Below are 14,392 nucleotides of genomic sequence, written 5' to 3'. Positions count from 1 at the left end.
GACAAAAAGATTAATATTAATGATTGAGCGAAGTCATTATTTGATAGTGAAGTTATCAATGAGCCTAAACTTGGCAACATGACCTTTAATCGATGGACAAGCGAGCCTGATAATCACGACATAAATCTGCGCATTTATCTAGTCCGCAACGTTTTCCCTAGTAGCTGCGAAAATAAAAAGCCCAACGGCTAAGCGTTGAGCTTTGGGGCAAGTATAAAAATTGAAAAAGTTATGAATTCGAGCGCGCTTTCGTCGACTCTCGAGTAATGAGTTTAGCTTCTAAAACTTGCTGAAACGGTGCTTCTTGCGGCTGAGATATATGCTTAATCAGCTCTTCTACCGCTATCCGAGTCATTTCTTCCACAGGCTGTGCTATCGTCGTCAGACCCGGCCAAATATGCCTTGCGATAGGTGCGTTATCAAACCCAGCAATAGATAGCTGCTCGGGTACTTTGATCTCTCGCTGCGTAGCAAGTTTTAACACGGCCGCAGCCATGTAGTCGTTCGATGCAAATACAGCCGTTGGTCTTGGCTCTAAGTCCAATATGGCTTTTGCACTGTCTGCACCTGAGTGATAACTAAAGTTACCTTCTGCAACTAACCGCTCTCGATATTCAATACCATGCTTTGCTAGTGCTTTTTGGTAACCAGAGAAACGATTTTCCGTGGCACTGTGATCAGGGTGACCTTTAATAAAGGCAATTTCGGTATGACCTAAATTAATCAAATGCTCAGTTAACTCAAAAGCACCCTGCTCATCATTACTGCGAATTGAAATCGAATCATCGCCTTCAATGGCTGAAGCAACGCGTGCATAGGGAATATTACGCTGCTTTAAAAAAGCAATAAGCTCGTTGGAGTCTGAAAATGGCGGAGTAAGCACAATACCATCAAGTCTCGATGTGGTAAGCAGCTGATCAACATTGTCGATAAGGTCTTGGCCGCGCAGCTCACAAGGATGTATCAATAAATTGTAACTATGTTTCTGACACGCTTCCAGCGCACCGCTTTGCACTCGCGTGATATAGCTTTTTGATGGGTTGTCGTATAAACAACCGATGATAAAGCTACGATTTTGTGCCAAACCTCGTGCAATAGGGTTAGGCTTATAATTCAGCTCTTCAAAGACCTTCAGGACTTTTTCCCGTGTTGCAGGACTAACATTTGGCTCGTTATTTAATACCCGAGATACTGTCTTTTTAGACACTCCGGCATATTCGGCAACGCTATTAATAGTTACTTTTTTCATCGATTTTCCCTTAAGCTCGGCGTCGCTCATGGATACATGCTGCTGCGCCAATCAGTGGGATATTATCTTGTACCACCAAAGTAACTGGAATTTGGCTTGTGTACTGTGACATCATGCCTTTTTCGGTAAAGCGTTCAACAAAGCTACTTGCTTGTAATCGCTCTTTCATCCGCGGCAAGATCCCACCACCTATATAAACACCACCTAAGGCACCAAAAGTCAGTGCTAAATCGCCAGCCACACTACCCATCCAGTCACAGAAGTGACTCAATGTTGCATCGCACACTTTGCACTCTTTCGCGAGCGCACTGATCTGCGCCGCATTAAGATCTTTTGCTTGCTCACCACGCACTTCTGCCATGGCTTTGTAGAGTCTCGCAATACCTGGGCCTGAAAACACCGTCTCGACTGAGACATGTTGAATACTTGCGCGCAGCACCGTTAACAGTTCTTTGTCTAAGGCGGTAACCGGTGCGAGCGAGATATGTCCCGCTTCACAGCTCATCACCGCGCTGCCATTAATATCTCTAGCAAGACAAGCCGCACCAAATCCAGTACCAGGACCCATTACACCGATATTTGCGCCTAGCTCAGGCTGACCTTGCTTAATCACTAGGTTTTTCTCTAGTGCTAAGTAGGGCGCCGCATAGGCAAAAGCAGCAAAGTCGTTGATCACGGCAAGTTCGGTAAAATCGAACTGGGCTTTGATGTCTTCGGAATTAAAATGCCAACCTAAATTAGTTAAATGAACTTGCTGAGATTTGATAGGACCGGCAACCGCGAGACAAGCTCGGCTTGGCTGCGCTACAGGTAGCTCAGTTAAATATTTTTGGATAGCGGATTCAAAAGACTGGAATTCAGCACTAGGAAAAGTGGCTTGATGCGTAATTACAAAATGGTTAGTTCGCGTATCGAAATCTGACACGATTGCAAATCTGGCGTTTGTTCCCCCGATGTCGGCAACGACAATCGGCTCAAACGGCACGGATGAATGGCTTGTTGTCTGGCTCATATTATTATCTCTTTATCACTGCGATTATGCTTGGGCTAACATCAGGGCTGCCAGCACACGTCCTGCAATTTATTGTCTCAACTCGCCAAAATTTGCACGCCTTGGCTTTTGTTCTTACCTGTTATTCTGTTAATTTGGTAAAAAAATGCTGCCCTTGGCATGGGGCAGCCAAATACGTTTTGACAACAAAATGATAAAACATCGACATTATGACACCGGTGTCAGACTGTATCAATAAAAATTTGCAAATTCGGTGAAATTGGTTGAAAAAAAAATTGAATGGCTGACAATGTCATTGTCTTAAGCGTTGAGAAGAACATGAAAGGTAAAGCAACTTCATTTGATATCGCCCATTATGCTGGCGTTTCGCAATCTACGGTGTCGCGCGCCCTAAGAAATAGCCCTTTGGTTAACGAAGAAACTCGTCGTCGCGTTCATGAGATTGCTAAAAAGCTTAACTATAAGGTCGATAAAAACGCGAGTAATCTGCGCACTCAGCAAAGCAGTACATTAGCTTTGCTGTTATTTGAAGACCCCACAGAAGATGAGTCGCAAATTAATCCTTTCTTTTTAAGTATGCTTGGCAGTATTACCCGAGCGTGTGCAAAAGAAGGCTATGACCTTTTAGTATCGTTCCAATCGACGAGCAGTGATTGGCATGCCGATTATGAGGATAGTCACCGTGCTGACGGGTTAATTTTACTAGGCTATGGTGATTACATCGATTACCAGTCAAAGTTACAAACTCTACTCGACAACCACACAAAGTTTGTTTGTTGGGGGGCAACGGTTGATAACCGTCCAGACCTCACTGTGAGCTGCGACAATTACGGTGGTGGTGTATTGGCTGCAAAGCATTTAATCGACATGGTCAGAACAGATTGTGCTTTTATTGGCGATGCTTCGGATCACAGCCCAGAATTTTTTGCGCGCTTTAAAGGCTTTAGAGACACCCTTAAAGCAAAAGGTATTGAGGTGAGCGACCGTAAGATGGCAAATGCGATTTCCACAGAAGACTCTGGGTATCATGCAACTCGCTCCTTAATCGCCAACAATGTTAAATTTAACGCGCTTTTCGCAGCTAGCGATCTCATTGCTATTGGCGCGATTAAGGCGCTTCAAGAAGCAGGTGTTCGCGTCCCTCATGATGTCCATGTCGTTGGCTTCGATAACATTGCCGCAGCGGGTTATGTTTCTCCCTCTTTAACTACTGTGCAGCAAAACACCACATTGGCAGGACAAATGCTGGTCGATAACTTACTTACGCTTATCCGAGGTGAAGCGGTAGCCTCTACCCTCTTACCGCCCAAACTTATTATTAGACAATCTTCGCGATAGCTAGATCTTCAGCGGAATCGAATAAAAAATGCCGAACCCATCTTCGGCATTTTTTATGTGTTTACTTACTGTTTGTTATTTCAGTTTACTTTCTACGATTGGGTAGTGATCCCACACTTGTTTTTCATTAAGAGAACGTACTAACTTTACGTATTCAGCATGTGTCCAGGCCAAAGGCGTCGCCGAGTTCGTTCCTTCGCCAAGTTGATAGCCAAAGGTATTTTTACCCACACCATCCCATACTTGCTCAGGTAACATCATGCCTTCATTAGCAAAGTGCTCCATCCCCTTCACATAAGTATTTTGTATTTTGCTCTGTTCATCCGCACTTAACTCACCATCAAGCAGCGCCAGCGCAATATCATAGTGACCACGCTCTCCGGTAAAGAAAGGCCACACTCGACCGCGTTGGCCATCGGTATTCTGACCATTTTCGGCATAGTTGATACCGCGCTTCTCATCTTCACCATAACCGTCGTTACCGTAACGGCGGTACCCTGGATAACTATTAACATCGCCGTCAAATTTAAAGCTATATTTTACTCTTAAGTTTTCAGCTATCGATTCATCATCGTATTCAGGTATAGTAGCCACGATGCTCGGAGCGTCAGCCCCTCTAACCCCGTATCGCACAAGTTCTAAGAAGCCACCGTCGATGATCTGCTTCTTATCCATTCCGCTGCGGCCATTATTGGCATTTAAGGTCGTACTGGAATTAGGGTTTTCGTCTTGTCCAATACGGAAGAAGTATTGACCGTCACTGTGTTTGCTTTGCAGATTCCCTTTGGTTGTGAACATGAATGACTCAACATCACGATTGTACTGCTGCGCCGTCGCGAGGAATTTCTCTTGTCCCGCTTTATCACCGGCCAATTTAGCAATGTCGCTCGCCGTCACAAGGCCTGCAATGATTGCCGCGGTAGTCGATGGTGAATAGCCATTTTGCTCTTCCCAACGCTCTTGTTGCGTCGCAGGCGGTGTGATTTGCGTGTCATTCCACAATATTTTAGCCAGTCCCCCTTCAACTAAGAAGTTAGCTGCAGGCTTTAACATCTTGTTGTACCAATAAACCAATCTATCATCGCTTAGCACACCCGCTTGCCATAGTTTCCATGCCAGCATAATCGGCATTGCCGTTTGGTCAAGTTGGACACCAACCCACTCAAGCTCGCCATCTACGTGCGTTTTTTGTAAGAACCAGCCAGTATCGCCATGGTTACCCGGTGTTTTATCCGTAACTTGCACTTTTTCTAGATACTCAAAAGCAGTAAGTGCTGTTTGTGTATCTCCCATCACCAAAAATGCCATCGCTACTTGATAAAAATCACGCACCCATACTGCTTTATAACCGGTATGGCCTTGCTCTGCTGGCACTGTGTCACCCCAAGGATTTGACAACGATGCTATCAGCGCACCGGCATGGGTTTTATCTTCTTGCGCCTTAAGCACAAGCGCACTGGTGTAAAGTAACTTGCCGTTATCTGCGGTATTTGCCGTCATGGACTTTAGTGGCGCTAAACTTTCGAGATAATCTTGCCAGCCTGTCGCTTCACCTTGACCATTATAGTCAGCCAGTACCTTATCGTAACCTTTGGCTAATGTGGCTTCCCCTTCAGCAAAGCTTTGCTGCTGAGAGTGACCAAAACTCAAGGAAAGGTCAAAGGTGCTGCTGCCCTTTACTTGCCCCAAGTTTGCCAACCAGTTAACGTTGCCACTCTCTTTGCCTGTAGACGCATAAGCTTGGGCTATATGTCCTGTAGACTCAAGTGACGCTAAATTATCGCTGGTGCCAGTAAAACCGACAGATGCTTCGACAAAGCCGGTTTTGCTCTGCAATGAGAGATAGTTCTTACCTTCCCATGCTAGCAAACCTTGCTCTGTCACTTTTGCAAAATCGTTTAAGCCATTGTTATTCACGTATGGGTTAACGTTCACAAAAGCCTGTACATCTTTGAGATCAGTATCTACTTTTGCTCTTACAAACAAGGTTTGTCCATCAGGGTCGGTGAAAATATGCTTTTCAAGAGTAAAGCGACCTTGTTTGTCCTTGCTTAAAATTTTGTAAGCAAGCGATAACGGTCTTCCACTAGCATCTTTATAAAGATAGTCAATCGTGACATCTAGAGCGTCAGTATCAGATTCTTTCACTGCAAAGCCGTCACCCACGATGATAAATTGCATGTCTTTGATCTGCGCTTGGTGAATAAGTCCAAACATGGTCTCTGTGATCATCCCTTTTGCAACAGAAAACCATACCTTTGAAACTGTTTTTGTAGCCGTAGAATCACTGTACTTGCCGTCTTCGTACGCTTCGTACGACGTACCAATCCCCGTTTTTCCAGAGTATGACCAATAAGGTTTAACGCCAGGTGCACTTGGTGCCGTCAGGGTTTCATTGCCAGATTGCTGTGATCCGCAACCCATGAGGCCTGCACTTACCAAGGCTAGTGCGATTGTTGATAGTTTAATCATCTCGTTCTCCTTATTGAGCCTTTATCGTGACTCTTGAAACAGCTAATGCAGCGAGTAAAAATGACACGCCTCCGATGACGAGTGCGAATATCGGTTGGTTATCAAAACCATGACGTAGAATTAGACCTAGAATACTGGCGGCGAGTAATTGTGGGATCACGATAAAAAAGTTAAAGATCCCCATAAATACACCCATTTTGTTGCTTGGCAAAGCGTTACTTAACATCGCGTAAGGTAATGACAAAATAGATGCCCAAGCAAAGCCAATGCCCAGCATTGGCAACCAAAGTAATGTGGGGTCAGCGATAAATTTGAAGCTAATTAAAGACACGGCGCCAAAAAACAAGTTAGCTGCATGCGCCCCTTTGAGACCAATGCGCTTAACCATGAATGGGATCACCATCGCAGCAATAGCAGCAAAGCCATTGTAGGCTGCAAATAACACCCCGACCCAATCAGCACCGTCGTTATAAAGCTTGCTCGTTACATCTGACGTACCATAGTGATGGCTCGTTACCGCTGAGGTGGTGTAGATCCACATGGCAAATAGCGAAAACCAGCTAAAAAACTGCACCACAGCAAGCTGCTGCATGGTCTTTGGCATCGTAAATAAGTCAAAAATAACATGATAAAAACCATTACTTACGCGCTGTTTTTGCTGCATCACATGCGCAATGACAAATACAATTGCAAAAGCGATTAGCAGCCCACTAAGCAAATACAGCTCTTTTTCAAGGCCAAGAAATGCAACGGCAAACAACACGATAACACCAATGAAACCGCTCACCGCACTGCCTTTTAAAAAGTTCACAGGTAAGTCTGACAGTGTTGCGCTTTGCGTATTCATTTGCGCTTGTTCAAAGGCTGCGAGTTGCTCAGGGCTATATTCTTTCGTTTTTAGAATCGTCCACAATACGGAGATGAACAAGATAGCTCCCCCCCAGTAAAATGCGTATTTTACCGAGTCAGGGATTTGTCCTGCAGGAGCTGTGTTACTCACCTCAAACCAATTGGTCATCATCCAAGGCAGCGCAGACGCGACCACGGCACCAACACCAATGAAAAAGCTTTGCATCGCATACCCTGTAGCACGTTGCTTTTCATTCAGATTATCACCTACTAATGCTCTAAACGGCTCCATCGTGACGTTGATAGACGCATCCATTATCCACAGCATGCCCGCCGCAATCCATAGTGTTGGAGAATTGGGCATGATGAAAAGCGATAGCGTGGTAAGGATAGCTCCCCACAAGAAAAATGGTCTTCTACGGCCAAGTTTTCCCCATGTCCTATCACTCCAGTAGCCGATAATTGGCTGCACGATTAAACCTGTTAAGGGCGCTGCAACCCACAAAATAGGGATGTCATCGACCTTAGCACCGAGGGTTTGAAAAATACGACTCACATTGCCGTTTTGCAGTGCAAAACCAAATTGGATCCCAAGAAACCCAAAGCACATATTCCATATCTGCCAAAAACTGAGTTGTGGTTTTTGTTGTTCTTGTTGCATAGGTTACTTCTCTAATTGATAAACCACGCTGGCAAGCGGTGCTAGCGTAATCGTTGCGTTGGCGTGCTCGCCATCAGTTGTTGGTTGTAATTGTAAAGTCGGGTGTGACTCTAAAATATCGTTATAAACACCATCCCACTCTTTAGGCAGATTTACGGTGACTATTTGTTCTTGTTCTGCATTAAAGTTGCTCACGACCAACAGCTTTTGTTGACCTAATTTACGGCCAAATGCCATAACTGTTTCAGCATTGCTTGGCATCTCAGCAATCAGAGCGACTTGCTGGTATTCACCAGCCGCAATTGCCGGCTGTTTTGCAAGGTTGAGTAATTTGACGTAGTAATTACGAAGTGCCTTTTGCTCATTTGAAAGTAGCGCGCCATCAAATTTCCCGTCATTCATCCATTTTTGATGTTCGGGTACACCAATATAGTCAAAGATACTGGTTCTGCTTGGACTGCCGAACCCCGCCTGCTCAGAGCCGTCTTCCCCTAATGTTTGTCCAAAATAGATCATTGATGGTGCTGTGCTTATCAGGTGACTAACCACCATAGCGGGTTTACCTTTTAGCGGATCGCCTACAAATTCAGGGCTTGCGATACGCTGCTCATCATGATTTTCTAAAAAGTGCAACATATGTGGAGCAATATCGGCTACCGATTGATGACTATCCAACACAGCTTGGGCACTACCTTTGCCTTGCATTAACGCCTTCAAGGTGTCGTAGAAACCCACTTTGTCGTAGAGGTAATCCATCTTACCTTGCTTGATATACGGGCGATATAAAGCGGGGTTATAGACTTCTGCAAGCAAGAAAGCTTCAGGGTTTTTTGTTTTAATCGACGAGTTTAGGAAGCTCCAAAACTCTACTGGCACCATTTCCGCCATATCGTAACGGAAACCGTCTACACCCTTTTCTAACCAAAAGTGGGTAATGGCTTGGAATTTGTACCAACTATCTGGCAATTGCTTGTGTTGCCAAAATTCAAAGTGCGCACGATAATCTTGCTGAGCATAGTCATCTGGCAAGCGGTCGAAGTCGTAACTACCGTCAGGCTTCACACCGTAATTCACTTTGACGGTTTCATACCAATCATTAATATCAGGCTTTGCCGCACGAGCACCGTTACCGGTCCACTTTGCTGGATTTTCTGCAAATTTGCCATCCGCCAATGGATGAGATCCACCACCTAACACCTGATAGCCTTCACTCGTTGGTACGGTAAACTCCTCACCAACCACATAATAAAAATTATTGTCCCGAGCATATACAACTTGCGTGTCATCATTGGTGCCAAAATCAACAGTTCCTTTAGGCGCACCGAGTGACTCATAGTTACGAGCGACATGGTTTGGCACAATATCAATGATCACTTTTAAGCCGGCGTCATGTGTACGTTTGATTAAGGCTTCAAATTCAGCCAGTCGCGCAGAAGGATCGTTCGCAAGATCAGGGTTAACGTTGTAGTAATCTTTTATTGCATAAGGTGAACCCGCTCTGCCTTTTACAACATCAGGATCATCTTGGCTGATCCCATACTTGCTATAATCCGTCACTACTGCGTGATGGAGCACGCCGGTATACCAAACATGGGTCACACCCATCGCCTTGATTTGTTGTAATGCCGTAGGAGTAAAATCAGAAAACTTACCTACTCCGTTTTCCTCTAGCGTTCCCCAAGGTTTGTTCACTGCCTTGGTGTTGCCAAAGAGCCTTGTGAAGACTTGATAAACAACGGGTTTGCTCACTGGTGCCACTTCCGATTGCAATGTCATTTGTTCGGTTTTTTTATCAACTGGCTTGGGGCCACAGCCGCTTAAACTTACTGCACCACCCAAAAGCGCTGACACAGCCAATAGTAGAGATTTATTTTTCATAGTGTTGTCATAATGCTGTTTTAAAAGAGTCTACTTGCGTAAACGAACGTACTGAACCCATTACATATGTATTCAGCGAGACCCTTAATTAGATTTTATTTATAACGATAAATACCAAGTTACTTGTGAACATTTGCCACAAAGCTTTCTAGCTCCATTCGGTGATCTTTAAAATTCAATCCACATCGTCTGATGAAGTCATTCACTTTTTCAATGTTATGTTGGTTTGCTAGGGCATTGCCTGACTTAAGCTGAGCTTGTTCTGGGTAGATACCATAACCTGCCAATAAACAATGCCAGCTGACTGAAGGGTAATATTGCTCAACGTTTTGGCGAACTAATTCATCCGATAAGTTGTTACCAGAAACCCAAGTCTGTAAAATTTGATAGAGTGACCGCGATAAGTGGTTATTGTTGGCATTATCAAGCCAGTAGTTGGTGTCAGTGCGACTATTCACACGATAATGAGCGACGATATAGTCTCGAATAGCCTGATACCGTTCGCTCAAAGCGCGGTTGTGTTTATCTCTGTTACCATCGGTAAAACCCGCATCTTGGTAGCATTCAATGAAACTTTGAACGGTTTCTTGGACTATATGCAAAGCGGTTGCTTCTAATGGCTCTATGAAGCCCTGAGATAAACCAATCGCTATGCAGTTTTTACTCCAGTGCGCTTTAACTTGCCCGACTTTCATTTTTATATGTCGAGCTTCTACTTCTGAGTCCAACAAACCCAAAGCAGCCCTTAGCTCGGTTTCGGCTTGATCCGCATCGCAGTAATGCTGACTATAAACATAACCATTACCGATACGGTTAGTCAGTGGAATGTGCCAAGACCACCCAAATTGACGCGCAACAGATTGTGTTTCGGAGCGAATTGTATCAAGTTGCTTGGTAGGTATAACGACCGCAGCGTCGTTAAATAAATTGGACTCGAATGACTCAAAACCTACACCTAAAGTGTGTTGTAGCAGTAAACTTTTGAAGCCCGAGCAGTCAATAAAGATATCACCAGAGATTTCTGTACCATCAGACGTTATCAGTGCCGCAATATCACCATCAAGGTGTTTTCGAACGTCGGTAATTGTGGCATCAATGTGTTTTACATTAAACTCAGCCGCTTTGCGAGCCAACAACTGGCCTAGCAAAGCAGAGTCAAAGTGATAACCATAATTAATTTCGAATGGGAAGCTTTCTGCAGCAATTGGGGATTTATTTAAATCAGCCAAGTGAGTCGCTAAAAAAAAGTGGTCTGGGTGGCCCTCTACGTCAATCGCCTTACGCCGAACAAAGCTGTTATGAAAAAAAGCCGGTGCACTGTAGTCATCAGGTTGTGCAGGAAAGGGGTGAAAATAGCTAGAAAACCCAGGTTTTGTCGACCAATCTATAAACCGTATGCCATTTTTATAGGTCGCATTACAAGCCGGCATCCACTCGGCTTCCGAGATACCTAAATAGTCCATAAATCCTTTGAACTGCGGAGTAGACCCTTCACCAACACCAATAGTCCCGATGCTAGAAGATTCAACCACAGTGATTTCTATCGCTTTATCTGCCCAGCTTTTTGCCATCATATTCGCGGCCATCCAACCTGCAGTTCCACCACCTAAAATCACTATTTTCTGATTTTTCATCGCCTTCGCACCTTAAACCTATTAAAAACCACGTATTGAAAGTGAAACAAACATATCAATTTAGATAATTGATGATAACCACTCATTGCGCTTTGAGCGATTATAAAAAAGCCACCAAAGCAGGTGTTACTTTGGTGGCCATGGATGCTTGCAACTAATTAGAAGCTATAGTTAAACCCTAAATAATACTGGCGACCAAACTCTTTGTACTCACCAGTGGCAAGTGCAGTACCATAGTTAGTGGTATTTGGCTCATCAGTTAGGTTATTAACCTGTAAGACGGCTTCCAAACCATTCTCAAAGTTGTACGATGCCTGCCAATCAACCACAGTATATTCATCAGCCCAAGCTAGAGAAGAGCCACCAGGTGAAGCCCCTTCATACACATACTCATCACGGTAACGGATATTCAGGTGTGTTGTGAACGAGTCTATGTTCCAAAATACCGTCGCACTCCAAACATTTTTTGATAGACCCGGGAGTGGCAATTGCTGATCAGGGAAGTTACCACCGCCATCTACCGTTGTTTCGCTCTCGGTATATGAATAGTTAGCGTTAAAACCTAAGCCTGAAAAGACGCCCGGTAAATTATCAAACATCGTGGTATAGGCAAGCTCGATACCTCTAATGTATCCACCTTGATCATTGTTCTGAGTCGTTTGGTATTGACCTGCAACGAACCCATCAGGAACCTCTAGGCCAATATCAGCCCAGTCAACTTCACCTTCTTGATAAGTGATACTTTCAATCAAAGATTCAATATCTTTCCAGAATATAGCGGCAACAAAAGCACCACCATCTTCAAAGTAACGCTCATAAGATAAATCAATTTGAGTCGCTCTAAACGGGTCTAAATTTGGGTTACCTTTGGACCACACATTATAACGAGGACTAGTACCATCATTTGCGGTGTCAGCCCAAGAACCTGCACCACCTCTAAGCTGGTAGACAGGTGGACGGCCAATAACTTCTGCAGCTGCGAACCTAATTTGGTCTGTGTCACTCACTCTGAAATTGAGGTTTAGTGAAGGCAATGTGTCTGTATACTCAGGACCATAATTAACATGACGATAATCGGTTCTTTCAACGCCATTGTCATCGATGATTGAGTCACCAACTTCATCGCCTTGGATCTGTTGAATGCCTATTGATTTCGTATCAGTTCTTACTACACGAACGCCAAAATTACCCGTCACTGGTATGTCGGCAATTTCAGTATCTATATTTGCCATAATATAACCGGCTAATACTTCTTCTCGAACAGCTCCACTTTCAATGAGCGTCCAATTGTGGCCCCAAGTTTGTTGCGCCTCATAATTACCCGGACCAAATACTTCGTTAGCGATACCTTCAAGGTCTAATTCCAAGTATTGGAAGCCTCGAGTATCTCTAACCGAAACATATCCCGTCAAATCGTGAGGAATACACGGGTGGTTCTGATCATTAAATTCACAGCCTTTGTTCGTGACGATAGTGCCATCCGGTAACTGATAACCGTTTTGACCTTCGCGTGCGCCCCATCTAAATGTCGAGCGTTGATCAGTAAATTCACGATCAGACCAACGCGCACCAACTTCAATCGAAGAAATAAAGCTGTTCTCAATAAAATATTTAAAATCAACTTTAACGCTATCTAACTCATCTGTGTACTTGTGAGGGAATTGTTCCCAGTCACCCAGTCGCATATTAGATAGGTCGGTATACCCATTACCAAGTGTTAACAGTGGTGAGTCTTTCTCTCTTTGTTCAAAAGAAAACGTTTGATTTCTTAATTCTTGCCAGGTGTTAACTAATGTTCCATCTTCCAGTGTAGAGGTACCGTATTCGTATGCATGCATTGAAGCAATCATATCTCTACGCGTTTTTTCCCCTTCACTATGAGCCCAGTCGAACTTTAATTCCCACGAATCTGTCGTATATTGCAAGTTTAAGCCAAAGCTGTCGGTGGTTGAGTCCGTTGATTGGTCTTCAGAGCGCATCTCAACCCATGGGCCATTGGGATCCGTAATAGTTACATCCCCAGCGACTAGAAAACCATCTTTAACAACTGCATTGTCAACCGTATACAACGAGTTAATATCTTTTGAGAATCCTTCAATATTTAAGCCGCTCTTTTTATCTTCCGATTCAAACTTAGAATGGAAATAATCAAATTGGACTTTGAATGCGTCTGTTGGCTGATACACCAAGGTGCTTAACAGGCCAAGTCTTTCATCGCTGCCTTTGGCTGAGCGATATTGAAAGCCATTGACCGAGCGCTCTTCAGTACCATCACCATCAAAATCTTGAGAGCGTGTAGGAGCATGCGCTGAGATATCAATTGCGTTATTTGGTTGGTTTAGATACGCCCCACCAATAGCAAATCCAAGTGTCTCATTTAGGAATTTACCTCGGTATGAAAAACTAATACGTTCGCCTGTTGAATCCGCGCCTACATCTGACGCTGCATCATTGTAGGAATATCTTACCGAAGAATTAAAATTATGTTCTTTTTCAGCATCGAGAGGGTTTGCTGTTTTAAGCTCAACCGTAGCCGCAACACCGCCTTCAATCAGCGATGCCTTTGGTGATTTATACACTGCGGCTTGATTAATTAATTCTGACGGATATTGGTCGAATGAAATCCAGCGACTACCTGCGGTATACCCACTGGTGCTCGCCTGTTCACGTCCATTTAATGTGGTTTGAATAAAGTCGCCGTTCATCCCGCGAATATTAAGTTGCGAAGATTGCCCACTTGCTCTTACCGCGGTGATCCCTGGTAGACGGCTTAGCGAGTCAGCGATTGACACGTCAGGTAAGGAAGCTAAGTCTCCAGCATCAACTACTTCTGCAATGGTGTCGCTAAATCTTTTTTTATCGATTGAGGCGATGATACTGCGCGAGATACCTCGAACTTCGATCACCTCAACGTTATTTTCTTCATTATTAGCAGTGTTATCTTCAACAGGAGCAGCATGGCTCACACCCGCAGCAATCAGCGCAAGCGTTAGCATACTCGGTTTGAACTTAGACATAATGTTTTATCCCAATTAACCATATTATATTGTGCGATTTGTTCATCAGGCGTGCAAACTGATGAAAAAACAAACGAGCACAGTTGTTGTCAGTCAAATACTAGCGGCTGATTAAATTTGTAAACAACTTTATGCATACGTATTCAAAGCTAGTGCATTTCAACGAAATTTACAGGCTTTTTACAGGAATAAAACCCAACCTTATGATAAATATATATTTTTATTAGTTAAGGTCATAAGACCGACCGCATTTATTTTCCTGCTTTAATTTCACTAAATCTT

The 14,392-nt window shown here is 44.0% G+C and carries 8 protein-coding genes; 1 reads left to right on the top strand and 7 read right to left on the bottom strand.

What is annotated here, in order from left to right; translation table 11 throughout:
- Window positions 1-229 precede the first annotated feature (229 nt).
- Both PPIS_RS03595 and glk read right to left on the bottom strand, forming a co-directional pair.
- A complete protein-coding gene (locus tag PPIS_RS03595; protein ID WP_010378018.1) occupies window positions 230-1,249 on the bottom strand; it encodes a LacI family DNA-binding transcriptional regulator in 1,020 nt (339 codons plus the stop codon).
- Between the two features lie 10 nt (window positions 1,250-1,259).
- Window positions 1,260-2,261: a glucokinase gene (gene glk / locus PPIS_RS03590; protein WP_010378016.1), complete on the bottom strand. Its 1,002-nt coding sequence runs from the start codon at window positions 2,259-2,261 to the stop codon at window positions 1,260-1,262.
- 318 nt (window positions 2,262-2,579) lie between these two features.
- Here glk and PPIS_RS03585 point away from each other — a divergent pair, with 318 nt between their 5' ends.
- Entirely contained in the window at window positions 2,580-3,599 is a 1,020-nt protein-coding gene (locus PPIS_RS03585; RefSeq protein WP_010378014.1) for a LacI family DNA-binding transcriptional regulator, read from the top strand.
- 75 nt (window positions 3,600-3,674) lie between these two features.
- Here the strand turns inward: PPIS_RS03585 and PPIS_RS03580 are convergent, their stop codons facing one another.
- From PPIS_RS03580 to PPIS_RS03560, 5 genes are all read right to left on the bottom strand, one after another.
- Window positions 3,675-6,071, bottom strand: a complete 2,397-nt coding sequence (locus tag PPIS_RS03580) for a glycoside hydrolase family 15 protein (RefSeq protein ID WP_010378012.1) — start codon at window positions 6,069-6,071, stop codon at window positions 3,675-3,677.
- 10 nt (window positions 6,072-6,081) lie between these two features.
- Complete coding sequence (locus tag PPIS_RS03575; RefSeq protein ID WP_010378009.1) at window positions 6,082-7,581, bottom strand: MFS transporter; 1,500 nt, start codon at window positions 7,579-7,581, stop codon at window positions 6,082-6,084.
- 3 nt (window positions 7,582-7,584) lie between these two features.
- Window positions 7,585-9,459, bottom strand: coding sequence for an alpha-amylase family glycosyl hydrolase (locus PPIS_RS03570; protein ID WP_010378007.1), 1,875 nt, complete (start codon window positions 9,457-9,459; stop codon window positions 7,585-7,587).
- Between the two features lie 119 nt (window positions 9,460-9,578).
- A complete protein-coding gene (locus tag PPIS_RS03565; RefSeq protein WP_010378005.1) occupies window positions 9,579-11,093 on the bottom strand; it encodes a tryptophan halogenase family protein in 1,515 nt (504 codons plus the stop codon).
- A gap of 158 nt (window positions 11,094-11,251) precedes the next feature.
- Window positions 11,252-14,110, bottom strand: a complete 2,859-nt coding sequence (locus tag PPIS_RS03560; protein ID WP_010378003.1) for a TonB-dependent receptor — start codon at window positions 14,108-14,110, stop codon at window positions 11,252-11,254.
- Window positions 14,111-14,392 lie beyond the last annotated feature (282 nt).

This window comes from Pseudoalteromonas piscicida (assembly GCF_000238315.3).
Classification (GTDB): Bacteria; Pseudomonadota; Gammaproteobacteria; order Enterobacterales; family Alteromonadaceae; genus Pseudoalteromonas; species Pseudoalteromonas piscicida.
Note: the sequence above shows the minus strand (reverse complement) of the source record. Positions and strands in the feature narration are given on the sequence as shown.

Coding starts and splice junctions, on each gene's coding strand:
- PPIS_RS03595 (WP_010378018.1), bottom strand. CDS start 1,249: ATGAAAAAAGTAACTATTAATAGCGTTGCCGAATATGCCGGAGTGTCT.
- glk (WP_010378016.1), bottom strand. CDS start 2,261: ATGAGCCAGACAACAAGCCATTCATCCGTGCCGTTTGAGCCGATTGTC.
- PPIS_RS03585 (WP_010378014.1), top strand. CDS start 2,580: ATGAAAGGTAAAGCAACTTCATTTGATATCGCCCATTATGCTGGCGTT.
- PPIS_RS03580 (WP_010378012.1), bottom strand. CDS start 6,071: ATGATTAAACTATCAACAATCGCACTAGCCTTGGTAAGTGCAGGCCTC.
- PPIS_RS03575 (WP_010378009.1), bottom strand. CDS start 7,581: ATGCAACAAGAACAACAAAAACCACAACTCAGTTTTTGGCAGATATGG.
- PPIS_RS03570 (WP_010378007.1), bottom strand. CDS start 9,459: ATGAAAAATAAATCTCTACTATTGGCTGTGTCAGCGCTTTTGGGTGGT.
- PPIS_RS03565 (WP_010378005.1), bottom strand. CDS start 11,093: ATGAAAAATCAGAAAATAGTGATTTTAGGTGGTGGAACTGCAGGTTGG.
- PPIS_RS03560 (WP_010378003.1), bottom strand. CDS start 14,110: ATGTCTAAGTTCAAACCGAGTATGCTAACGCTTGCGCTGATTGCTGCG.